Consider the following 24364-nt stretch of genomic DNA (forward strand, 5'->3'; position numbering starts at 1 on the left):
AGAGAAAAGCAAAGGAGAATAGGATGGCCAGTCGCGGTGTGAATAAAGTGATATTGGTGGGTAATCTGGGGGCTGATCCAGAGATTCGCTATACCCAGAACAGTACAGCTATTGCCAATTTTAGCGTGGCGACCAGCGAATCCTGGAAAGACAAACAAACTGGTGAACCCCGCGAGCAAACAGAGTGGCATCGCTGTGTCGCATACCGGCGGCTGGCAGAGGTGGTGGGTGAGTATCTGAAAAAAGGCTCAAAAGTTTACGTAGAAGGACGACTGCAGACCCGTAAGTGGCAGGGTCAGGACGGCCAGGATCGTTACACCACAGAAATTGTTGTTAATGAAATGCAAATGCTGGACTCGCGGCCGGGAGCTGGTGGTATGAACCAGGGCATGGGGCAAAACCAGCAGCAAAATATGAATCAAAATCAAAATATGAACCAGCCAGCACCGGCTCAGCAAGGGAACTACCAGCAAGGTGGACAGCAGCAATCCCAGCGGCCACCGCAGCAGGGCCAACAGGGGCAGCAAGGCCAGCAACCACAGCCGTTTTCGCCGGATAATACCGACTTCGATGACGACATACCGTTCTAGCCCTGATAAATACCAAAGGCAAAGTGCTGTGCCGTAGTGACGTCAACGTGGCGTCACTACGGAATTGACTTAGTCAGTCAGGTCTGTAAAGGTTAGGTTATATTTTTCCGGGCGCTGCAAAAAATACTGCTATTATGGCTAAGTTAACTCTTCCTCAGCTACTTCAGGCTGCCAAGGCCAGCTTCATTGCCTCTGGACTGTTGCTGTTGTCTGCCTGTAGCCCGCCCCATCAACCAGTCAACATTGCGGGCAACAGCTGGATAGGTTATCAACCTTTTTTTATCGCCGCCGCCATATATTCCGAGCCTGGTCTCGATTCCCAACTGACTATCCATCCATTACCGTCCACCTCTAATGTTACGCGCTTAATGGCTGCCGATCAGCTGGACGGCGGCTTTTTAACCCTGGATGAAGCGCTTGTCTATCAGCAGGGGGCCGAAGATCCGCTCTGTGTTGCTATGGTGATTAACGAATCTGCCGGGGCTGATGCGATTGTTATGAAGGCTGACTGGCGAAAACGCCCCGGACAGCTCAGCGTGGCTCACGAAGCCACCGCGGTGGGTGGCTATATGCTGAAACGTGCACAGCAACTCAAGGTATTCGACGGTAAAGAGGTAACCGGGGTGGTAGCAACTTTTAATCGCCATGCGCGGATGTTCTCGAATGACGAAATTGATGGGGTCGTGACGTTTGAACCGGTATTAACGCAATTACGGCACTCCGGCGCTAGAGTGGTTTTCGACAGTAGTGACATCAGCGGCGAAATCATCGACGTGCTGGCAGTAAAAAGCAGTGTCTGGCAGCAGCATAGCGAACATCTTGATGACAGGCTTCGTTTTTTCTGGGATCAGGTGATTGATGACTTCAAAGCCTTATCGCCGGAAGTCGTAAAAAAGCTGACCGAAAATACGCAGTTAAATAGCAATCAGCTACGCGGCGCTCTTGCGGACATCCGCCTGATCGGCGCTATGGATGCCAGCAGTTTTAATCTGCAAACGGCGGTTGAAAAGATTCAGGATTTTTTATTGACCAGCGGCGCTTTGTCTCAATCTCAATCGCTTAATTATTGCCGGGCGGGCACAAACAATGGTCAATAGGAATAAACTCGCCGGTTTCTGGCAAAGCGTATCAACGCGTATTACGGCGGTGGTCGGCTTATCCGGCGTGGTCGTCTTCGGCCTGGTAGTGTGGCTAACCCTTTACCAGCAGCAGTCGGAAAACCGTCAGTTAGCAGAACAAGAGCTGCGAACTTTAGGTCTGGTTTCTCAGGCAACATTAAACCGTATTATTCGGTACGGCTACCCAGAACTGGTGCAGGAAGTCATTGCTGAACTCGAGGTGCACCGCCGCGTGGTCCGCGCGCTCATTGTCAACGAGCAGGGTGCAGTCATTTATTCAACGGCAGCAGGAGAACTGCAGCAGTCACTCAGCGATCTGGACTTACAGGTTCCCGCAGCGTTCATGAGCCCGGCCGCAAAGTATCCAGAGGTTAGCTATTATCCCGACTTTAATCGCTTTTACAGTAAACATCCGCTAGCGGGCGAGCCTGATGATACTTCAGACGTACGTAACTGGACATTGCTCGTCAGCTATCAGTTCGACGGAGGTATTGTTAATTCGATTCAGCAGAGGCAGCTGACCTTGCTCGGCGAACTGATACTAGTGCTTTTATTAGCCTCACTGTTGCGTGTTTACCTGCAACGTCGCCTGACCCGTCCACTGGAACACCTCAAAGCCGGGGTTGAACAATTAAAATACGGCAATGGCAAAGTCTCAATTAGGCTGCACGATAATGATGAGCTGGGCCAGATGGCGCGGATTATAGAAGGCGTCGCAAAAGACCGTGCACAGTACATACAGGAACTTAAAAACCTCAATACGGCGATAGAACAGAGTAATGAATGTGTGGTAATTACCAACATCGACAGCAAAATAGAATACGTTAATCGGGCTTTCACTCAGGTTAGCGGTTATTCCAAAGCCGAGCTTATCGGCCAGAACCCTAAAATGTTGCAGTCAGGGACTACCGCGCCGGCGGTTTATAAAAAGCTCTGGGAAACTCTAACTGCCGGTAAAACCTGGCGCGGAGAATTACTTAACAAACGCAAAGACGGTACCAACTATCTGGTCTGGGCGACGATTACACCGGTTGTTGATCACAACAATCAGCTCACCCATTTTATCGGCGTTGAAGAAGATATTACCGAACGCAAAGCCGATGAGGAAAAACTGCAATTTCTGGCTTATTACGAGCCGCTGACAGCGTTGCCAAATCGATTCCATTTAAATGAGCTGCTACAACAGACCTTGCAGTCCCATGACGGTCAGCACTTTGGCTCGTTGTTACTTATTGATATGGACAGGCTGCAGCACATCAATGACGCCCGAGGTTATGAATTCGGGAGCGAGTTAATAAAAGCGTTTGCTAAACGTCTGAAAAAGGAATTAAAAGATCGCGAACACACGCTGGCTCACTTAGGTGCTGACGCTTTTGCGGTGTTATTGCCGGAAGAGTCGTTAAGTATAGCAGGTGCAAAACAAAAGGCCGAGGCTATCGGTAACCTGTTACTGGGTACCACCGAAGCACCTTTCCATATCGCTAACGAAGAGGTGAAAATATCGGCCAGTATCGGTTGCAGCATTTACCCCGAAAGCCAGCAACAACAACACACCAGCAATACCGCGGAGCGGATTATCCGGTCTGCAGAAACGGCAATGCACAAAGCCAAACAACAGGGCGGAAATAGCTTTTCGTTTTACAAGTCAACCTTCAGCCAACAGGTTCAGCAACAGTTTGAAATTGAAAAGAATTTAAGACAGGCCATACAAAACAACGAGCTTGAGCTCTATATCCAGTCGCAGTGTCTGAATAACGGTACCGTCATTAGTGGCGAAGCTTTGGTGCGCTGGCGTCATCCGCAACAAGGCATTGTATCGCCGGGCAAATTTATTCCGGTCGCGGAACAGTCCGATTTAATCGTAGCGGTTGATCGCTGGGTATTAACCCGTGTCTGTGAGCTACTGGCCGAGCTTCAGTTGCGGGGCAGGGAGCTGAGTATCAGTGTTAACATCAGCGCCCGCCATTTCCGAAAGTCGGATTTTGAAGACTGGATAGATGCGTTATTGTACGAGCATGGTGTCGAGCCAGCCATGCTGGTGCTGGAGGTGACCGAAGGGATACTAATTGACGATCTAGCCGATGTTGTAGTGAAAATGGAACGGCTGAGCTACAAAGGTCTGCAGTTTTCGATTGATGACTTTGGTACCGGCTATTCGTCTTTGGCTTACCTGAGTAAGCTGCCGGTCAGCGAGTTAAAAATTGATCAAAGCTTCGTGCGCGCGATCGGCGATCGTAAATCCGGAGACGGTGTCATAGAGGCTGTCGTTTCTTTTGCCAATCATATGGATATGCGGGTGGTCGCTGAAGGCGTAGAAACCAAAAAACAATGTGACTTTTTATTCAGTGCTGATGCCGATATTGTCTTACAGGGCTATTATTTTGCCCGCCCGGTAGCCGCAGCCACCTGGCAGGCATCGTTAACCTAAGCCCTGAAACAACTTAGTCCTGGTTAAGGCCGTATTGCGCTGCCAGTTTGTCGAAGTACGCTAAGTTTTGTTTTGTGTAGTCGCGCTTTTCGGTGTAAGCGCCGGCATAAAAATTCTTCTTAAACCCGTAAGCGACAATATCTTTCAGGCGCTGCAGCGGAATATCAAAGTTATCGACGGCTAACTGGTACTCATTGCTGACTGTGGTGCGTGATACCAGTCGGTTATCAGTACAAATAACGGTTGCCAGGCGATGCTCCAGCATGTGTTTAAAATTATGCTGCTTAATATCGCCAATGGCCGGATTAGTCTGCAGGTTACTGGTTAAGCACACTTCAATCGCTATCCGCTGGTCGGCAATGTAAGAGGCCAGCTTCTCGCTGTAGGCCTGTGGGTCCTTAATATCGGCATCCTCGATCATCCCTGGCGAAAACAACGAGTAGCCATGACCTAAGCGATCGGCGTGACACTGGGTCAGGGCCTCGAAAATGCTCTCTGCGCCATAGGCCTCGCCCGCATGGGCCGTTTTCAATAAAAAGTTCTCGTGCGCGTACTCGTAGATGTCTTTAAACTGACGCGCCGGATAGCCAATTTCCTGGCCGGCAATATCCAGCCCGACAATTGGAAGACCTTCTTCATCGCGCATACGGACGCTGGCACGCACCAGTTCCATGGCTGCGGTTCGTATGACTTGCATAGGCTCGAAGTCACGCAGCTGCTGGAACAACTGTGTGTAGTATGGTGAAAAGCCTTTTTTACCAAACATCCGCATGGCACAGTTGATAATGCCATAATGAAATGGCGGCTTGTCGCCGTTAATCACATCAGTTTGCCGGTTGTACTCATTTTTCGCGCGACTTAAGCCATCGTTGACTACCCGCATGATGGTGTCAAAAGTAACCCCATTGGCCGGATTCATCAATAACTGTGGTGCGAACCTCACCTCAATATAGTTAACGCCTTCCTGCTGATTATCAATCGCAAGCTCATAGGCGGCTTGCTCCAGATTCTCCAGATCGCGTAACACTGCGCAGGTGTACTGAAAACCATTCAGATACTCGCCCAGGTTGTTGTAGTGCGATTTAAAAACCTTTTCGAATAAACCCTCTTCGGTATAACTGGGCAGTTCGATATCGGCGCGTCTGGCCATATCAATCAGACTACTAACACGCAGACTGCCGTCTAAATGCAGGTGCAAATCAGCTTTGGGAATGGCTTTAATAAATTCAGCGGGGTATTGCATAAACGAGGCTCCTCGGTAAAACTGATGATGAGCATAATGACATAAATACTTTTTTCCATACAGTCATCAGAAAAAGAAACGCTATGGCCTCCTTGTATTTTACTTACTCGGCGATGAATGCCGGCAAAAGCACGTCGCTGTTACAAGTGGCGCACAATTACGAAGAGCGGAACCAGTCGGTTTTATTAATGACACCGCTTATTGATGATCGCAGCGGCGCCGGGACGATCGCTTCGCGACTGGGAATAAGCCGTTCGGCAATAAGTTTTACCAGTCAGTGCAATTTGGTGGATAAGGTTCTCTGCCAGCATCACCAGCAGCCGGTCGACTGCCTGTTACTTGATGAGGCACAATTTCTGACAGAACAACAGGTCTGGCAGCTCAGTAGCCTGGTGGACCGCTATGATATTCCGGTAATGTGCTATGGCATCCGGACTGACGCTTTTGGCAATGCCTTCCCCGGCAGCGCCGTACTGCTGGCGGTGGCAGATAAACTGATTGAGATGAAGACCATTTGCTATTGTGGACGCAAAGCCACCATGTCGTTGCGCGTGGATGCAGACGGCGAAGCGGTTACTATGGGTCAGCAAATTGCCATTGGTGGTAATGAGCGTTATTTATCCTGTTGCCGCAAACACTGGAAAGAAGCGATGGGAATTGGTTAGACAGCCTATGGTTAAAACGCCTATAATTGCGACATCTTAAGCAATGATAAAGGCGCACTCATGCAACAGCTGACATTAATTCGCCCTGATGACTGGCATCTTCATTTACGTGACGGCGCGTTATTGAACAGCACTGTGCCAGCGTCGGCCCGGGTTTTTAACCGCGCTGTGATTATGCCTAATCTGGTCCCGCCAGTAACCACAGTCGCTATGGCGCTGGATTACCGGCAGCGAATCATGTCAGCTTTACCGCCCTCCATGAGCTTTGAACCCATGATGGCCCTTTACTTGACGGCTGAAACCAGTGCCGCCGAAGTGGCGAAAGCCGCCAGCGATCCGCATATCATTGGTTTTAAACTTTACCCGTCGGGGGCGACCACTAACTCTGCCGCCGGGGTTAAGTCTGTAGAAGCGCTGGCGCCGGTTTTGGAAGCTATGCAGGAACATCAGGTACCATTGCTGGTTCACGGTGAGGTAACTGACGGCGATATCGATATTTTTGACCGCGAAAAGGTTTTTATCGATCGTCACCTGGTGCCAATAACCACACAATTTCCGGCGTTGTCGCTGGTACTTGAACACATCACCACCGGCGATGCGGTGGACTTTGTCAGCCAGGCTAACGATAAGGTCGCAGCGACCATAACCCCACAGCATCTGTTAATGAACCGTAATGACCTGCTGGTTGGCGGCGTACGCCCTCACAACTACTGTCTGCCGATTTTAAAGCGTCGCGAACATCAGCAGCGTTTGCAGCAGGCGGCTTTGTCCGGCAGTCCGAAATTTTTCCTCGGTACCGATTCCGCCCCCCATGTGAAAGCGAACAAAGAAACCTCCTGTGGCTGTGCCGGCTGTTATTCAGCGCCGGCTGCGATTGAGTTGTATGCGGAGTTTTTTAGTCAGCATGATGCGTTGGATAAACTGGAGAACTTTGCATCACGTTTTGGTGCAGAATTTTATGGTCTGCCGTTAAATCAGCAGCGACTGACGTTAACGCGCAGTGAATGGGCGGTTCCGCAAAGTTTAGAAACCGCTGACGGTAGCATCGTGCCGTATTATGCCGGGCAGTCATTGCAATGGCAGCTGGCAGAACTAGGCTGAACATAATTTGTTGTCTTTTATTAACTTTACTGTAAAATCTTCGAGTATAACTATAACAAAAATTGAATAGAGGAAGAATAGTGCGGTTCGGAGCGTCTCGTGCGCGTTCTGGTGAATACCGGATAATCTTACATTGGGGAACCCACCAGCTGCGACTACTTGTGTTGCGGCATACAAAGCATGAACAGCAGCCTGAAGTCGTAATAAACGATACCTTCAAAATTTCATCCAGCGATTTTTCTGACGCCTTGCAGCGTTGCTCGCAGAAGTACCATAAGCTCGATCTTGCCCATTCACCCACCGAATTGTTATTAGGTATTGGCCATTATCAGGCGATCGCGGTCGATCGCCCTGATTTGCCCGAGCAGGATATTGCCCCCGGACTGGCTTTTCAACTGGGCGAACTGGTTGAACTACAGCCGGAAGATATGGTGACGGATTACTACGAATTGCCCTATCAGCCTTCCGGTCAGGATAAAATCATAGCGATTGTAGCCAACAAAAACGAACTGAGCGAATGGATCCAGGCGGCTATGAAGCTCGACTGGGATGTCACAAAAATATCCATCGTCGAATTGCAGTTAAAAAAGTTGCATGATGCAGCAGATAGAGCCCGCTTGTATGTTTACCCTCTCGATAATGGCGGCTACCTGGCACAAATTTATCAACAGGGACAGCTTTGCTTCTCGCGGGCATTGCGGGGCCTTAAGTCAATTAGCGATTATAGTAAGGATGAAATCGAGGTGGGTGCGCTAGAACCTATGGCTACCGAGCTACAGCGTTCTATGGATTATTTTGAAAGCCAGCTACGCCAACCGCCGGTAAAAAATGTCTGTTTAGCAATTAAACACCCACAGATGGACGCGGTAACCAAGGCACTGGAAGACTTACTGGCGGTTGATGTCGGCATGTTCGATTATTTGCCCTGGATGAGTGAGTTGTGCGAAGGTGACTTAAGCGATATTGAAGCGCTGGCTGCGGTGTTGCCGGATGAAAATGAGCAGTCTCAACAGGAGGCGTCATCATGAAGCAAAACGTTAACCTGTTGCGCGCCGAACTGAAACCTACGGTCCAGCGCATTACATTGCCGCGGGTGGTGGCCATTGGCCTGGCGCTTATGGTGCTCAGCAGTTTAGGCTGGGCTTATACCGCCTGGCTTAATGACGGAAGCCAGCAAACTCTTAAAACGGTTAACCAGCGTCTTGAGCAGACCCAACAACAGCAACAACAGTTGCAGCAACAGCTGGATGACCGCCAGCCCAGTCAGCAACTGCTAGAGCGGTCGGAACAGCTGGATGAACAAATCAGCGCCCAACGACAATTAAATCAACGCTTAGAGGGGCAAAAACCCGAGCAGCTTACACTGCCTGATCGGTTAATGGCAGAGCTGTATGCAGTGGATATTGAAGGCCTCTGGCTGACTGAGTTTTCGTCCAGTCGTGCCGGAGTCTCGTTAACCGGCAAGGCGATACAAGCCAACTTATTACCGCGCTGGATGCGCCGTTTTCAGCAGCAACAGTTGCTGGCGCGCAGCCGTTTTGCAGTGGTGGATCTGGACAACGATGAACAGGGTTACCAGACCTTCAGCCTGAGTAATACGCTGGCCAGCGAAAGCGATAGCTCTGGTGATGCTTCCGGTGCACCGGAACAGGAGGGGCAGTAATGGAATCGCTGCTGCAGCAATGGCAAACCTGGAGTGAAAAGTTCCGCGATCAGCCTCGTGAGCGGCGTATATTAATTGCTGTCGCAATTTGGCTTCTGGTCAGTCTGCCGTTGTTGAGTTACGGGCTTATGCCCAATTTACAGGCTAAGCAAAGTGCTGAGCAAGAAGCTCAGACCGCGCAACAGCAAATTGCACAGTTAAAAAATACGATAGAGCAACTGCAGCAAAAACTGAAGACGAATGTTGATAAGCCGGTACTGGAGCAAATTGAGCGGAAAAGTCGGCGCCTGGATGCGGTAAAACAAGAAACGGATCAATATACCTTACTGGACAAGACACAGCGGCAGCAGTTTTTGCAGGACAGTTTGAGTTACACTGATGCCATCGATCTGTTACAGCTGGAATCAAGTTCACCTGAGCGGTTGTCAGATGAGTCCTCGGCGAGCTTATACCAGCATCGGATTTCGGCCATTTATCAGGGCAACTTTAGCGAACTGATGGTGTTTTTTAAACAGTTGCGGCAGCAGCACCCTAACGTGCAGTGGTTTTCTTTTGACTACCAGGTAATGGACTACCCGCAAGCGGAAGCCCGTATCGTCTGGCAACTGCTAAGTACCGATAAGGAGATTATCGGTGGTTAAGCAGGCAATCACAGTCATTAGCGGGCTTGCTGCGCTGGTGGCGTTTACGGCCGGAGCCGGCGACCCGACCCGGCCGCATGACTGGAGCGCCAGTCAGACCGTAGCAACTGCCACAGCTGAGGAACAGCTACAGCTGACACAAATTATAGCCTTTGCGGATAAGCGTTATGCAATGATCAATGGCCAGCGATATCAGCTCGGCAGCCGCGTTGGTGGCTACCGGATTGTTGCTATCGAAAATCAACGCGTGCGGCTGCAAAACGCCGACCAGGAGTTACAGTTGAGCCTATTCAGTGACGATATCAAAACACGAACGGTAACCGGTGGAGAGCCGCAATGAGAGCATTGCTCAGTTTATTAACACTCAGCTTATTGGCCGCTTGCGCTTACCAGCCCAGCCACTCCCCCTCCGAAGCGTATCGTGCAATGGAGCCCCAGCAACCCGGTACTGCTGGTGACGGCGCCGCAGAGCAGTCCGGCGACAATGAGATACCCGATGATGTGATGGCCTTTTTAACCCAGCCAACGGCAGAAAACGCAACAGGCTCGGTGCTTGAAGAGCCGCGCTTTGTGCTGCAGGCAAATGATATTGATGCAACCGAGTTTTTTTACAGTCTGACGGTCGATACGCCGTACAATATTATCGTCCACCCGGACGTTAAGGGATCGATTTCAGTGGACCTGAAGGACGTCACTATTCAGGAGACCCTGGATGTCATCGAAGATACCTATGGTTATGAAATAAAACAAAACGGACGCATGATTCAGGTGTTCCCCACTGGCGTGCGGACCAAAACGTTTTCGCTGGACTATTTATCACTCAAGCGCTTTGGTATGTCACAGACACAGGTTACCAGCGGGGGTGTCAGTCAGGAACGTAATCAGAACAGCTCTTTTGGTGGCTCTTCCAGCTTCGGCTCCGGCTCCAGTGGTTTTAACAATCCAGGCTTAATTGGTGGTAACTCGACGGGTGCCGGTAACACCATGGGTAACCAGATGAACCAGAGCGGTGGCAACGGTGCCAGTATTAGCACCCAGTCGCAGACAGATTTATGGGGCGAACTGGAATCTATGCTGGAAGACATTGCCGGCAGCTCCGGCGGGGTGGTGTTATCGCCCCAGGCCGGCATTGTCAGTGTTACCGCGCAGCCCTCAAAACTGCGTGCTATCGGCGAGTTTTTGGCAACGCTGCAATCGCGCCTGCAACGGCAGGTTATTTTAGAGGCACGCATCGTTGAGGTTACCTTAGGCGATGAGTTTCAACAGGGGATTCGCTGGAGCCAGCTGGATCAGTTATCTTCGGGCTTTGACGTTAGCTTTAACGGCGCCACCCCGGGCGATCTAAACTCGGCCACCAGTGATGGTTTTTTTGGCCTGCGCTTTCAGGACAATAACTTTTCCGGATTTTTAGATTTACTGCAGACTCAGGGCAGTGTTCAGGTGCTGTCTAACCCCAGAGTCAGTGCGTCAAACAATCAAAAAGCGGTGATAAAAATTGGTGAAGACGAATATTACGTCACCGACGTGCAGTCGCAGACCAACTCCAGCGGTATTAATGACGCCCTGACCAGCTCCGATGTCGAATTAACGCCTTTTTTCTCGGGTATCTCGCTGGATGTGACGCCGCAAATCAGCGACGATGGCGTCGTCACATTGCATGTTCACCCGTCAGTTGTAGAAACCGCAGAGCAGGAAAAAGTTATTCAGATTGGTGACGAAACCTTGCGCCTGCCGCTGGCGCGCAGCAATATCCGCGAGTCAGATACCATCGTCCGCGCCCGAAATGGTGAAATTGTGGTGCTTGGCGGACTGATGCAGACCTCTACCAGCGAGGATATTCAGCAGATACCCTTATTCGGCGACTTACCCCTGATTGGCAATCTGTTTAAAAACCGTACAAACCAGGCTCAGAAAAAAGAGCTGGTAATCTTGATTAAACCGACGGTAATTGGCGCCGACACCTGGCAGCAGGAGTTACAGCGCTCCCGTGATTTGTTGCAGACCTGGTTCCCCGACATGGTAGATCAACCATCAAACCCGGAGCAGCCTTAATCCTATGTATCTGTACCACTTTGGCCTGAGGCAGTTGCCCTTCACGATAACGCCCAACACACAGTTTTACTGTGAGTTGAATAGCCATGTCGAGGCGGTAAAAGTGGTACTGACAGCGCTAAAAACCGGCGAAGGCTTTATCAAAATAACCGGCGAGGTGGGTACCGGGAAAACTTTATTGTGCCGGCGTTTACTGGACGAAATACCGGACTACTTTCGTACCGCTTATGTGCCGGACTCGTACCTGAACCCTGAAGAGTTGCGTCGTGCCATCGCCCATGAACTGGAAGTTGATACCCAGGCCGTCGATACCGAACATCAGCTGGCCCGTGCCTTACAGCAGCGACTGTTAGAGATTAATCAGTCAGGCCAGTCGGTGGTACTGTTAATTGATGAGGCGCAGGCACTGCCGGAGGACAGCCTTGAGGCAGTAAGGTTATTATCAAATCTGGAAACCGAGTCGCGGAAACTGATTCATATTGTGCTGATTGGCCAGCCTGAGCTGGACCAGCGGCTACAGCAGCATCGCTTTCGGCAACTGCGCCAGCGCATCAGCTTTTCGTATCAGTTAACCGCCATGAACGCAGCCGAAACAGCACGTTATATTGGTCACCGAATGAATGTCGGTGGTTACAAGGGCGCACCGATTTTCCCCGCTGCAGTGGTAACGGCAACTTATCAGGCCAGCCGGGGTATCCCGCGATTGGTCAATATGCTGTGTCATAAAATGCTGCTGTTAGCATACGGAGAAGGCCGGCATCAAATCACCCGGAAGGATTTAAAGCTGGCTGCCGCTGATACCGAGGACGTCAGTCAACAGTCGGGTCGCCCCGAACTCTGGCTGTGGATTGGGCTGTTTAGCACTGCCCTCGTGGCGGTTTTGTTGCTGCTGTTTTATGACCAGCTACCCGTTCACAACTGGCTTTCGGGACTTCTGCCATGAGCCTTATTAATAAGGTGCTTAAAGACCTGGATAACAGGCAGGAGCATAACTCAGCCGCAGAGGGTCAGGGTTCGGCGGTTGAGCCAACGCGGGCATCAGCATTTTCGAAAACCCCTTTGTGGGGGCTTTTAGCCATTATTTTGGTGGCGGCCATCGGCTTTGCTGCTTACCACTGGTTAACTAAAACTCAGCCCGAGCCGGCAGCTTCAAAGCCTGAATCCGGCGCGGTGGCAGAGTCACAACCCGAGCCGGAACCCGTTAGCCGTCAGGCAACCACCGAGCCATTTCAGCTGCCTGAGCCCATCAGCGAACCACAACAGCCAGCCAGCGGCGAGTCCGAACCTAAGTCCGAACCCAAGCCCGGGCAACAAGTGACTGCAGACTTCGAGTCAAAATCTGAACCTGAACCTGAACCTGAACCGGAAACCGAACCGAAAGCCGAGCAGAAGCAGTCCAGTTTTAATAAGCAAAGCGTACAGCTAACAGCCGCCGAAGTGGCTGAGCGGTCCTTGCAAAAAGCCCGCGAAGCACAGCAGCAGGGGTTATTTACTGATGCTGCTGACTATTTTTCACAAACGCTGCAGGCACAGCCGCAATTGCACGAAGCGCGCAAAGAATGGGCCGCTCTGGAATACGGCCGCGGTCAGTTAAGCCGTGCGTTATCCATCGTCCGTGAGGGGTTAAGCCGTGATCCCGACGCACATTCCTTAAGGCTCTTAGCGGCTAGCATGCTGCAAAAGTCCGGTGAGCAGGCGATGGCTCGCCAGTTACTCACCCAACGCCAGCCTGATCCGTCGCAGTTGCCCCAATATTATCAGTTCCAGGCCGAGCTGGCTCAGCAGCTGAATGATAAGCGCCTAATGCAGCAGAGCTACCGGGCATTGCTACAAAGCGAACCTGACAACGGCCGCTGGCATCTGGGCCTGGCGCTGGCGTTAAAACATGAGGATGCAGAGCAAGCGCTGCGGCTTTTTGAACAGGCCGCCAGCTTAATTGAACACCAGCCAACTTTGCAGTATATAGCCCGGCAAATACAGCAGATAAGGAGGCAGCATGAAGCGTCCTCGCCTTAAAATGCGGCTGGGTGACCTGCTGGTTCATGAGCAGGTCATAACCGAAGAGCAGCTGGAAAAAGCACTGAAAGCGCAAAAGGAGTCCGGTCGTAAGCTCGGCTCGACGCTTATTGAACTGGGCTATATCACCGAGCGGCAGTTGGTCGACTTTCTGGCTCAACAGTTAAAAATCCCGTTTATTTCGATTAACGACCGAAAAATACCCTCGTCGACAGTTAAATTACTACCCGAAGTTCAGGCACGTCGGCACCGGGCGCTGGTGATCGAAGCAGATTCTGAGCGCGCATTGGTGGGTATGAGTGATCCGGCGGATTTATCAGCTATCGATGCACTCAGTCAGCGGCTTGCGCCCCGTAAGGTCGAAGTGGCCGTGGTACTGGAATCGGAGCTGTTAGAGGCTTTTGATAACCTCTATCGGCGTACCAAAGATATCGAGTCTTTTGCCAGTCAGTTACAGGACGAGTACGAGGAAACCTCGGAATTTGAACTGGGCGCTCTTAGCCTTGATGAAGAAGGAGAGGATGCCACCGTTGCCAAGCTGCTGCAGTCGATTTTTGAAGATGCAGTGCAGGTCAGGGCTTCAGATATCCATATTGAACCTGACGAGAACCTGCTGCGTATTAGGCAGCGGGTTGACGGCGTATTACAGGAAAATATCCTGGATGAAACCAACATCGCTAACGCGCTGGTACTGCGCCTGAAGCTCATGTCCGGCATGGACATATCGGAACGGCGTTTACCGCAGGACGGGCGCTTTAACATAAAAGTAAAAAAGCACAATATCGACGTACGGGTTTCCACTATGCCGGTGCAGCACGGTGAGTCCTGTGTTATGCGTCTGCTTGACCAGACCAACGGAGTTCTGTCACTTGAACAGACCGGTATGCCGGATGACTTATTAAAGCGGGTACGGGCGTTAATTCGTCGGCCGCATGGCATGTTGCTGGTAACCGGGCCGACAGGTTCGGGTAAAACCACCACTCTATATGGCGCACTGAGCGAACTGAATACCGAAGAGAAAAAAGTCATTACCGTTGAAGACCCGGTGGAATATCGTCTACCCCGTATTTCCCAGGTACAGGTGAGCAGTAAAATCGGGCTGGATTTTGCCAGGGTGCTGCGTACTACCCTGCGTCAGGATCCCGACATCATCATGGTGGGTGAGATGCGCGATCATGAAACGGTCGAAATTGGTCTGCGCGGTGCAATTACCGGTCACCTGGTGCTGTCAACCCTGCACACCAATGATGCAATCACCAGCGCCATGCGGTTAATTGACATGGGTGCTCCCTCGTATTTGGTGGCGGCGGCTTTACGCGGAATTATTGCTCAGCGACTGGTGCGCAGGCTGTGTGATCAATGCGCAACCGATACCCCCTTGCAGGACGAACAGAAGGATTTGCTGGAACATTTACAAACCGGCAGTTCCGAACATCAGTATCAAAAAGGTAAAGGCTGCCAGTCGTGCGGCCATACCGGCTACAAAGGCCGTATCGGTGTGTTTGAACTACTGGAAATGAACCGGCCGATGATGGACGCACTGCGGATGAATGATACCCAGCGATTTGCTGAAGCCGCCAATGAGTCGCCGGGCTTTCGCTCGATGGCGCTGGTTGCGCTGGAATACGCGCAGCAGGGTATCACCAGTGTCGAAGAAGTCCTGTTCCTGGCCGAGAGTGTTGAGGACAATATAGCCGCCGCTGTCGAAGAGCCACCGGATGTTGTCGAAGAGGAAGAACCGTCTTCAGAGGAGGCGGATTAGTATGCGTTTTCGCTATCAGGCCAGGGATAAACAGGGCAAGATGCAGACCGGTAACCTGGATGCCGCGGACTCGCGGGCCGCCGCAAAAACTTTGATGGAGCAAGGTCTTACACCGGTACAGGTATTTGCCGCCAAGGGCTCGGTCAGTAGCACCTCGGGTAGCTCCCGGGTTGATATCAGCAATATGATACAAAGCTTGCGAGATGCGCTGGAGCCGGCTGTTGATCTGGACCAGCTGATCATTTTTTGCCGGCAGATGTATTCACTGACAAACGCAGGTATCCCGATTTTAAGGGCTATTGAGGGCCTGGCCGACAGCACGCAGAACAAACGCATGCAAAAAGCGTTGCGTGATGTCCATAACCAGCTTGAGCGCGGACGCTCGTTGTCGGCGGGTTTATCCCGCCACAAAAAAGTATTCCCCAAACTGGTAGTTGCTATTGTCCACGTTGGCGAAAACACCGGCCAGCTGGAAGAATCTTTCGAGCAATTAGCGCTGTATCTGGAAAAAGAACAGGATACCCGTAAGCGCATTAAAGCAGCTACCCGTTATCCCAGTTTTGTACTGATTGCCCTGGTGATTGCACTGTTTGTACTGAATATTTTTGTAATCCCGACATTTGCCGATATGTTCAGTCGCTTTAATGTTGAGCTGCCCTGGGCCACGCGCGCATTGCTGGGTACCTCCGGCTTTTTTGTTAACTACTGGCCTTTGTTATTAATCTCGATAGCGGGGCTTGTGTTCGGCTTGCGCTATTACACTGCAACCAGCGCCGGGCGGCTAATATGGGACAGCATAAAATTAAAAACTCCGGTCATTGGCAGTATTCTGGAGCGGTCCATGCTGGCGCGCTTTTCCCGCAGCTTTTCGGTGATGCTGGGTGCCGGGGTGCCATTAACCCAGGCATTATCGCTGGTCGCGGAAGCCGTAGATAACGCCTGGATGGAAAAAAAAATTCTTGGCATTCGTCGGTCCATAGAACGTGGTGAAAACCTGTCACGATCGGCCCGGCAGTCGCAGTTATTCACCCCTTTGGTTATGCAAATGATTGTGGTGGGGGAAGAAACCGGGCGCATCGATACACTGTTACGGGAAGTCGCAGAATACTATGAGCGCGAAACCGATTACGACCTGAAGACCTTAACGGCCCGGATCGAACCGGTGATGATAGCCGTGGTTGCTGTAATGGTACTGATACTGGCCCTGGGTATATTCACCCCGATGTGGGATATGATGAGTGCCTATCAGGGCGGCTAAGCCGGGAGAGGCCGATGGACAGCAACGACCGATCGCAAAACCGTTTGAACAGTTGGTTGCAGAACGTGCTCGTTGTAGTAGCTATCGGGTTGCTGATTGCAACTATGCTGAATAAAGGCTTAAGTGGTGATAGCTGGGGCTGGCAACGGGCCGAGCGCGAGGTACTGGTTAAACGTTTTAACGAAAATTTAATGCTGGCCAAAACCGAGTGGTTACGCCGCGGGCGTCCCGGCAGCGTTGATCTGACAACGTCAGACAATCGCTTTGTGATAAAAATGAACGCTAATGGCTGGCCCGCTACTGATAACGGCTGCCTGCAATTATGGCAAATGCTGGCCGGTGGGCGGTATCAGCCAGAAACTACCGTTCAGCCTCATCGGTGTAACTACCGGTTAAGCATGGATGATAGTGAAGAGCCATTACAGCTGTCGTATTTTAGTCATAGTGGGCAGTTGAAGTAGTTCGAAAAAGCTTAAAGATTGAGCAAAATATAAGCTGTGAGCAAACTGGTTTTCAGCTATACTCTATTAATAGAACAAAAGGGCATAAGACATGAACAGCGCAACTCGACACCGTGGTTTTACCATCATAGAACTGATTATCGTGGTGGTAATTTTAGGGTTATTGGCTGCCTCAGCTTTGCCGCGTTTTACGGATGTCACCGCTGACGCCGAAGACTCGGCCATCGAGGGCGTAGCCGGTGGCTTCGCCAGCGCTGTTGGTATTGCCCGCGGCGAGTGGGAACTGCGCGGCAGGCCACGGGGCAACGGCACCGACGGAGCCGGAGCACAGGTCGAGCTGGACTCACTGCCGATTTATGTAGACGGCGACACCGGTTATCCGGTCACCGCCCGTGGCGATGATTCGGTAAACGATGAAAATATGACCGACGTGGATTGTGTCAGTTTAATGCAGGGAATTCTGCAGGGTTCGCCGACCATAACCGATGACTTTGCAACCCTTGGCGAAAATCGCTACTACGCCCATGTCGTTGCCAATCCGGAACCAACGATGGACAACCAGCTGTGTGTTTACTTTTTAGCCAACACCATCAAGAACTTAGACGCGGCACCCAGTGGTACCGATTATCAGACAACCGGCAACGCCTTTGTCTACAACCCAAGAAATGGCGGAGTAACCGTATTCAGTAACAACAGTAACTGATAAAGTGTATTTAATAGGTTTTAATTTTACTACCGAAAAGCGAGAAGTATTATGCGTAATCAAAAAGGTTTTACATTAATTGAATTGATCATCGTGATCGTCGTACTGGGGATTTTGGCCGTCACCGCTGCGCCGCAGTTTATTAACTTTTCCGGTGATGCTAGAGAGTCGACAATTAGAGGGCTGAAAGGAGCTCTTCAGGGAGCAGCACAAACTACTTATGCTAAAGCATCTATTGAAGGAGAGCTTGATGAGTCAGGTGAATTAGATTTAAACGGCGATGATAGCGTTGATGTTACTTTAGCTTATGGTTATCCCACAGCTGATGCTGATGGGATAGTAGCTGCATCCAATATTGCTGCCGTCCAACTCGTTGATGGTTACGATGAGACCCAGGACTGGGTCTATCGCTTGCAGCCTGACTCAATAGCTATTGCACCCGCAGGGACTTTTTCTAATGTAGATCTTTCTAGCGTGAGTTTTTCAACTCTGACTGGCGAGAGTTGTTACGCACAATACACTCAAACCGAGAGTAATAATGTTGCGCCAACTGTCACTGTCGTTACTACGGGTTGCGGTAATTAAAAGCGACTCTACTTACTGAAGAGGTTACATTAAAGACGCGGGAAAAGCCCATTCCCGCATCTCTTATTTAGTGTTATTTTTTACTAATTAATAGTTAAAAAATCTGGTTAAGAAGAAAAAAATCCAGAAATTATAAAAAACCTACTGCCACCTCTCCAACCAATAGATGATCCGGTCATTGCCCCGATAAAAACCGAAACTGGCAGTCGCGGCCGGATCTTCTGTAGTGCCATCCCCATCCCAGTCAAATTCAAGCCAGGACTTTGTGTCGTATGAGAATGGGAAAAAGCCGGTGGCCGGGCTCGTGGGTGCTTCAAATAAAGCCGCATCGGTTTGTAATTCACCGTTACTAAATTCTGCAGTTGTGGGTCCGGCGACAATAGATTGACTGCCAGCATCAAAGTTAGCAACATCGTAATCAAAACAACTATCATCCGAGTGAGTCACGAACTCACCTGCTGAATTAAAATACTGATTTTCCATTATGATATTGAGGTCGACACCATCCGGCCCTGAAATATTAGCCAAAACAGTCCTTCCGTAGCGAAGTGCCAGGGTGTCTGCCAGGGGAACGGCGTCACCACTGTGCGTGGCCAGGGTCTTGTCAGCACTGGCAAAATCTCGGTTGTCCAGTTCCGTATTGACTTGCAGGCCTACTTTAAAGTTCTCGTAGGGGCCGTCAGGCTGCAAGTCAGCGCGTCGGCTGAATAGGCCGTCAGTCGCGGTAAAAACAAGTTCACCCAGTTGCCAGGTGTCGCCGGTTGCTAAAGCCCAGCGACTGGAAAAGTTATCCGCGGTTGTGTCGGCGGGTGTCTCATTGGCAACAACGGTAGTTAGTTCCGCCGTATTGCCGTTACCGTAGTTGATGCCCCCGGAATTTGCATAGTTTTGGGTCACGCTGCCTTGCGTATTAACAGCTCTGACCGTGTAATTTACGCCAATGCCGGGTTCACCCATGTAACTAAAGCTACCGGCACTGCAGGTATTATCGAGCCGCGATGAGTCAAGTATAAAGCGATGCGGATAAAAACGCCCTACGGGTGTCACTGGTCGTGAGAGAGCGTCACCGGCACCAAGATAGTCATTTAACGGCTCACCATTGCCCCCTAGTTGGGCGCGCAAATTAACGGTACCTGCTTCTGCCCATGCAAGGCTGCTGGTTTTAAAAGTGCCGGTGTTAGTGCCCGGGTTAGTTAAGCTAAAGGCTTCTGCGTTAAGTAGCTTACTTGCATCGCTATCAGGAGCAGCAGGTAGCGGATGAGCCATTGAATCGAATTGGACTCTGACGCGGGTAACGTCGTTGGTTTGTTCGTTGCCAAAATTAGGCGTACTGTTGCCGTCTGCATTAAAGCTTTGAATGATGGCATTAAATGCTTCTCCTGCTGCGCGGTAGCCGTCCCCCGACTCAAACGTTGCTGGTCGTGGGTCATCACTATCGGTCAGTGGCGTCAACGTTAATGTGTGGGGTTTAACAACGTAATTGTTGAGGCTGCTGCCGGTTAACAGAATCTCTGGATCGCCCGTGGCAGGATCGGCAGGTAATTGTAGCTCTGCGTTCATACGCAGTTGGCCGACATCGGAGTAAACATTGTTCAACACAGCCGCGCCATCACTGTTAAAGTTAAGGGTCAGGCTGGTGCTGGCCGCGCTATTTCCCAGGCTGTAGAGGTCCACAACTGTACTATTGACCTGATAACTTTGCCCGCTTACCGGGGCTGTTGGGTTAACGGCTTCGACGCCAAGCTGGACTGTCTGAGTTCCTTCAACCCGCGCTTCACAGGCTCCGGTCGTTGTATTGGTTTCGACAGCTCTCAACAATGTATCAAAGGGCGTACCGGCAAATTTACCGGGTATCGGGCTGATACCATCAGTATCAGTAATAACTAAGCCCGCAGTTTTGAATTCAATGCTACAGCTACTGTTACTAATACCAGCGTTGTCATAACATTCCAACGGAGCCGATGCGGCCGGGGAGGCTGTTGTTATGGACAGAGTTGATATTCCACCGGTGGTTAGTCTAAGAGCCGTGGTCGCAGAACCATCACTAAAGGAAAAATCAACTAAGTTAGCGCTCGCGCTGGCTTCCGAAGAGCTTTGCCACTGGCTATTAACATCGGACGACTCCACTGTAGCGGTTACATCGGACGTTGCCGTGCTATTGCAGTTGTCGTCGGCACAGGCTGTAATTTCAACCTCTGCGGCAAGGCAGCTAACCGTCGATGCAGGAAAGGTCAGCCGATAGTGATCAACCCCGTTTAATATAGCAGGGTCACAGCCCTGAGCAATCAGTGCTTCTTCTTGATCCTGCGGTGAATAGGTAATTTCGGTATTATTGCCGAAAGTAACTGTTCCTTGAGTCAAAGCGCTACCCTGATAGTTGGTGTTTTGTCCAAACTCGATGTCCACTGACTGGTAGGGGCTGTAGATATTACCGTTGAAGGTAAATTCGGGACAGTTTTTACCGCTATTACAGTAGTTACCGACGATAAAGTCAGCGTTTTCGTATAAGTAGACCATTAAGTTGGAGGTAAGCCCGTCGCTGTTAAACGAAATGTCGTTGCCCCCGGTCACACCGTTTTCGATATAAATTGTGACCAACCCCGATGGAACAATATTGACTGAGCTATTATTGGCCAGATTTAAATTACGAATGTAATAAGTGCCGGGTGCTATTTCCAGGTAATTGTTATTCGTACTAAAACTGAGAGTGTCAATATAATAGGTGCCGCCGGCCGTTGACGAGTAATCATTTGGAGTATCGGTATAAATGGTATCGTAAGTGCCCGGTGGCAGATCTTTGCCGTTAGTCACTGAACCATAGTCCGGCGAGGTTGGAAAGGCAGGAAAAGTTTCTGGATTTAACGGCGGATACGGCAAATCGACGGTATCGATGATGCCCTCAGGCGTCGGGGTATTACCTTCTTTGTCCTGAATTTCATTGTCATTAATCGATGAGCCGGAGCCCGACTCAAACTGCGACAGACCGACGATGCCTAAGTAGGATAAAGCGGCTAGTTCCTCACAAGTAGCGCCAGAACTCGGATCGCTGCCATCAGGGCCACTGGGACCACTGCCGCTTTGACAGGTAAATGCATCATTCGGATCAACGGTGCTGCTGGAGTCATCGCAGTAGATATCTCCTGCTACGGCATTCTCATCGCCGCTGTTGTTAATAATGGTCGATGCAGATGCTGAGCCCCCAATAGAGCCATCCCAGCCAATATCGATTTCAGTATCGGCTACCGCATTTTCTGTAATGTAGGCATTGGAGTCCTGCATTTCGATAATATCAGCGGCTGCGGAACCCTCGATACCCGAGCCACTTTCAATAACAAGGTCGTCATTGGCAACAACATCACCAACGACCTCAGTACCTGAGGCCCGCAGGTATATATTAGCGCCGTTTACGTTGCCATTAACGGTATTGCTGCTGCCAATATCCACTGTGCCAGTTGACGCAATGTTACCGTTAAACGTACCGTTACTCGGTTTAAGTACAACCGAGTCAGTACCGGTAATACTGCCCTGTACCGTACTTTCCGATCCGATAATCACAGAGTCAGCTCTGACAAAACTGCTGATATCAACTTGAGCGTCAGTTTCCAGTGAGTTGGCGATGATGCTACTACCTACGGAAGATCGGTAACCGAGAAACACATCAGTACCACTAATACTGCCGGTAATAGTCTCGTTATTTGCCGTGGTAACGGCTCCTCCAGTTAAATTACCACTGATAGTATTACCCGATGCTCCAACATAACTACTGGTCACCGTAATATCTCCGGAATAAGTGTTAGCGGTACCACCAGAATGAGAGATAGAGTCTGCAGTAATATCACCTCCAACGTTGTTATTCTGGCCAAAACTAATACTACCGCCGCTGACATCCAGGTTGCTATCCGTTGAAAAGTCGTTAGAGGTGGTAAGGCTGCCATTGTTGACTATGACATTAACTCCAGTAATCGTAGCACCACCGAGTGAAGCCTGGCCGGTTACGATGATAGTATCTACCTTAGAGGCCGTAACACTGTCATTGGCAGTAAGTGTCAGTCCGTTCGGGCAAAGCACGGGATCCTGGCCTTTTTGAGTACACTCCGGAGGGAGTGTCTTATCTGTATCAAAAGCTTCCGCCACTGCCTGGGTTGCAGACAATAAGCCGATAATGACTAAAGCAGCTTTAAAGAACCGCATCGCTCGCCTCCAGAGTCAATACCCGGGAATAATCGTTGGCGCCGACAGAACAGCGGCCTATGGCTTCAATTCGAAAATGGTTGCGGTCGTCAAACTCGTGGTAGTCGCAGTAAACTTCGGCTTCACAAAGACTTAAGCCGGTCAGGTCGTTAAAGGCGAAGTTACTGGCAGTATCGGTTTGTTGCGGACTGTCGCCTGCGACACGCGCCGCACATTGTGCCGAATCGATACTGTTGGGGTCACTCATAATCTGAGTTAAAAATATCTCGGCACCACTGCGGGCGGCGAACATTGCGCGAGTGCCATAAACATCACTGACCGTTGCTTTACTGGCGTCACCAAGAATTTTGACTACCGCCAGCCCAACAAAGCTTAGAATAACGATAATAAAAATGGCCATGGCCAATGCGGCACCTTGTTGTTTTTGGCTGCTAGGGAACATTCGGTATATGCACCTCATATAAAAGTTTTAGAGGCTCGGCACTGTCGGTGCGGGCAAAAGCAAAGTCGATGAGCACCAGGTTGTTGCGGGTTAAGGTTGCATCATTGACCGTAAATAACCGAATACCCTCGGCTGAGTTGTTGAGGCTTTCGGCCATAATCTGGCTTACGGCGCTGCCATCAGTATAGCTGCCGCCACGGTTATAGCCCTGGTAACGGCGTAGTCTGCCAGTGGCCGGCACATAACACCAGGTTATTGGCGACGCAATTTTAAAATAGCGGTCAACCGGACCGGTTTGGCTGAATGTCGCATCGTTATCGACAAACTCAAACTCGATTGCCTGATCATTATCAACCAGAGTTTCACTGGCGATAGTGTAAATCTGCGCTGAGTTACTGTAAACGTCCCGACTTGCATACAAAGCGATAGCAAAGGTACCGCTGTAGGGCGTAGCGCGCTCTAGCGGACGCACGCCCAATAACGGCTGGTCAGAATTACCAGGCGTGGGCAGGTCGAGGTATTCACTGGTTGTTTCTATTGGTAAGTATTCAATACACTGACCGTTATTCAAGGTACGAACGCTGCGGGGCAGAGCGTTTCGTAGCTCACGGCTTAATCGTTCAAGAGCAAACCGTGACTGAGATACCAGCTGCTCACGGGCACTGGTATCGCTGTAAACCTGTGCACCAAAGCCAATGAACTGAAACGAAAAGGTACCAACAATGGCGAGCAGCACAATGACCAGGATCAGCTCAATCAGGGTAAAACCGTTGTCGGTCGGCTTATGCTGCATCAGTAATTACCCCGAAGGCTGCTAAACGCAAAGTCCTGGCCAGTGGGTGTCGTAATGGTCACTAAAATCCGCTTATAGTCGGTAACACTGTTAATCTGATTGCCGCTGGTGTCGCTGTAGGTGACCACAATCGAAAAGCCAAAGTCGTCGTATCGATCCGCGGCGGCGGAACTGAGAATATCGTTGATGGAATTACCCGGGGAGGACAGACCATCAAAATCATCGACGTCATCGTAGCGGTTGCGGTTCTCGCCTGGATCTGCGCCTAATTCATTGGGGGGAGTGCAACTTCTTGGTGGTGGCCCGGGATCGCCACAACGGATATAGCCGCCACCCAAATCGTTGTTTTCGTCAAAAGCTTTGGCCATAATCTCGTTCATGAACATTTGCCCGAGCGCCGATGCTCTTGCCTGCAGTATAGGCTCAGCGCTGCGCGGTGCCTGCGGGAATACCAGCACTGTCAGAGTAACCAGAGCAATACCCAGGGCAACGATGCCGACAATAATCTCGATTAGGGTAAAGCCTTTTTGCTTCATAACACGCTCTAATTCCGGGTTTATTTCAGTTTAACTGTTTTTTTGCGAGTTGTTGATATATTGTGCAACAAAACAGCTTAAGCAGACTAACATAAAGGTTTAACCGCTACTCTAAT

General features: G+C 50.5%; 22 protein-coding genes. 17 read left to right on the forward strand and 5 right to left on the reverse strand.

Going from position 1 to position 24364, the window contains the following annotated elements:
• Positions 1-23 precede the first annotated feature (23 nt).
• From ssb to LG288_RS01440, 3 genes are all read left to right on the forward strand, one after another.
• A complete protein-coding gene (ssb, locus tag LG288_RS01430; RefSeq protein WP_404401299.1) occupies positions 24-590 on the forward strand; it encodes a single-stranded DNA-binding protein in 567 nt (188 codons plus the stop codon).
• A gap of 134 nt (positions 591-724) precedes the next feature.
• Positions 725-1687 (forward strand): hypothetical protein, encoded by a 963-nt coding sequence (locus LG288_RS01435; protein WP_404401301.1) that lies wholly within the window; start codon positions 725-727, stop codon positions 1685-1687.
• Positions 1677-4136, forward strand: a complete 2460-nt coding sequence (locus LG288_RS01440) for an EAL domain-containing protein (RefSeq protein ID WP_404401303.1) — start codon at positions 1677-1679, stop codon at positions 4134-4136. Before LG288_RS01435 ends, LG288_RS01440 begins: the two co-directional genes overlap by 11 nt.
• Before the next feature lie 13 nt (positions 4137-4149).
• Here the strand turns inward: LG288_RS01440 and LG288_RS01445 are convergent, their stop codons facing one another.
• On the reverse strand, positions 4150-5379 hold the full coding sequence (locus tag LG288_RS01445; protein WP_404401305.1) for an adenosine deaminase: 1230 nt from the start codon (positions 5377-5379) through the stop codon (positions 4150-4152).
• A gap of 83 nt (positions 5380-5462) precedes the next feature.
• Here LG288_RS01445 and LG288_RS01450 point away from each other — a divergent pair, with 83 nt between their 5' ends.
• The 14 genes from LG288_RS01450 to LG288_RS01515 all read left to right on the forward strand — a co-directional run bounded on the left by LG288_RS01450 (position 5463) and on the right by LG288_RS01515 (position 18286).
• Entirely contained in the window at positions 5463-6044 is a 582-nt protein-coding gene (locus tag LG288_RS01450; RefSeq protein ID WP_404401307.1) for a thymidine kinase, read from the forward strand.
• A 60-nt stretch (positions 6045-6104) separates the two neighbouring features.
• Positions 6105-7145, forward strand: a complete 1041-nt coding sequence (pyrC, locus tag LG288_RS01455) for a dihydroorotase (protein WP_404401309.1) — start codon at positions 6105-6107, stop codon at positions 7143-7145.
• A 161-nt stretch (positions 7146-7306) separates the two neighbouring features.
• Positions 7307-8173: a Type II secretory pathway component gene (locus tag LG288_RS01460; protein ID WP_404401311.1), complete on the forward strand. Its 867-nt coding sequence runs from the start codon at positions 7307-7309 to the stop codon at positions 8171-8173.
• Positions 8170-8808 carry a PilN domain-containing protein gene (locus LG288_RS01465; protein WP_404401313.1) on the forward strand — a complete coding sequence of 213 codons (639 nt, stop codon included), beginning with the start codon at positions 8170-8172 and terminating at the stop codon, positions 8806-8808. Before LG288_RS01460 ends, LG288_RS01465 begins: the two co-directional genes overlap by 4 nt.
• Positions 8808-9449 carry a hypothetical protein gene (locus LG288_RS01470; RefSeq protein ID WP_404401315.1) on the forward strand — a complete coding sequence of 214 codons (642 nt, stop codon included), beginning with the start codon at positions 8808-8810 and terminating at the stop codon, positions 9447-9449. Before LG288_RS01465 ends, LG288_RS01470 begins: the two co-directional genes overlap by 1 nt.
• Entirely contained in the window at positions 9442-9789 is a 348-nt protein-coding gene (locus LG288_RS01475; RefSeq protein ID WP_404401317.1) for a hypothetical protein, read from the forward strand. Before LG288_RS01470 ends, LG288_RS01475 begins: the two co-directional genes overlap by 8 nt.
• Positions 9786-11501, forward strand: a complete 1716-nt coding sequence (mshL, locus tag LG288_RS01480; RefSeq protein ID WP_404401319.1) for a pilus (MSHA type) biogenesis protein MshL — start codon at positions 9786-9788, stop codon at positions 11499-11501. Before LG288_RS01475 ends, mshL begins: the two co-directional genes overlap by 4 nt.
• 4 nt (positions 11502-11505) lie before the next feature.
• The gene (locus LG288_RS01485; RefSeq protein WP_404401321.1) at positions 11506-12444 is read left to right on the forward strand and encodes an ExeA family protein; all 939 of its coding nucleotides are present in this window, start codon (positions 11506-11508) and stop codon (positions 12442-12444) included.
• Positions 12441-13517, forward strand: a complete 1077-nt coding sequence (locus LG288_RS01490; RefSeq protein ID WP_404401322.1) for a hypothetical protein — start codon at positions 12441-12443, stop codon at positions 13515-13517. The genes LG288_RS01485 and LG288_RS01490 overlap by 4 nt, the downstream gene beginning before the upstream one ends.
• Positions 13498-15279 carry a GspE/PulE family protein gene (locus LG288_RS01495; protein WP_404401324.1) on the forward strand — a complete coding sequence of 594 codons (1782 nt, stop codon included), beginning with the start codon at positions 13498-13500 and terminating at the stop codon, positions 15277-15279. The genes LG288_RS01490 and LG288_RS01495 overlap by 20 nt, the downstream gene beginning before the upstream one ends.
• Before the next feature lies 1 nt (position 15280).
• A complete protein-coding gene (locus LG288_RS01500) occupies positions 15281-16537 on the forward strand; it encodes a type II secretion system F family protein (RefSeq protein ID WP_404401326.1) in 1257 nt (418 codons plus the stop codon).
• Between the two features lie 14 nt (positions 16538-16551).
• On the forward strand, positions 16552-16998 hold the full coding sequence (locus LG288_RS01505) for a hypothetical protein (protein WP_404401328.1): 447 nt from the start codon (positions 16552-16554) through the stop codon (positions 16996-16998).
• A 91-nt stretch (positions 16999-17089) separates the two neighbouring features.
• Entirely contained in the window at positions 17090-17701 is a 612-nt protein-coding gene (locus LG288_RS01510; protein ID WP_404401330.1) for a prepilin-type N-terminal cleavage/methylation domain-containing protein, read from the forward strand.
• Positions 17702-17752: 51 nt separating this feature from the next.
• Positions 17753-18286, forward strand: coding sequence for a type II secretion system protein (locus tag LG288_RS01515; protein WP_404401332.1), 534 nt, complete (start codon positions 17753-17755; stop codon positions 18284-18286).
• 141 nt (positions 18287-18427) lie between these two features.
• Here LG288_RS01515 and LG288_RS01520 read toward each other — a convergent pair whose 3' ends face one another.
• The 4 genes from LG288_RS01520 to LG288_RS01535 are packed head-to-tail and all read right to left on the reverse strand — an operon-like array spanning position 18428 to position 24248.
• On the reverse strand, positions 18428-22477 hold the full coding sequence (locus LG288_RS01520; protein ID WP_404401334.1) for a DUF6701 domain-containing protein: 4050 nt from the start codon (positions 22475-22477) through the stop codon (positions 18428-18430).
• Entirely contained in the window at positions 22464-22919 is a 456-nt protein-coding gene (locus LG288_RS01525) for a hypothetical protein (RefSeq protein ID WP_404401336.1), read from the reverse strand. Before LG288_RS01525 ends, LG288_RS01520 begins: the two co-directional genes overlap by 14 nt.
• A complete protein-coding gene (locus tag LG288_RS01530; RefSeq protein ID WP_404401338.1) occupies positions 22909-23712 on the reverse strand; it encodes a type II secretion system protein J in 804 nt (267 codons plus the stop codon). The genes LG288_RS01525 and LG288_RS01530 overlap by 11 nt, the downstream gene beginning before the upstream one ends.
• Positions 23712-24248, reverse strand: a complete 537-nt coding sequence (locus tag LG288_RS01535; protein ID WP_404401340.1) for a prepilin-type N-terminal cleavage/methylation domain-containing protein — start codon at positions 24246-24248, stop codon at positions 23712-23714. Before LG288_RS01535 ends, LG288_RS01530 begins: the two co-directional genes overlap by 1 nt.
• Between the last annotated feature and the right edge of the window lie 116 nt (positions 24249-24364).

The organism is Idiomarina seosinensis (assembly GCF_044797955.1).
GTDB classification, from domain to species: domain Bacteria; phylum Pseudomonadota; class Gammaproteobacteria; order Enterobacterales; family Alteromonadaceae; genus Idiomarina; species Idiomarina seosinensis_A.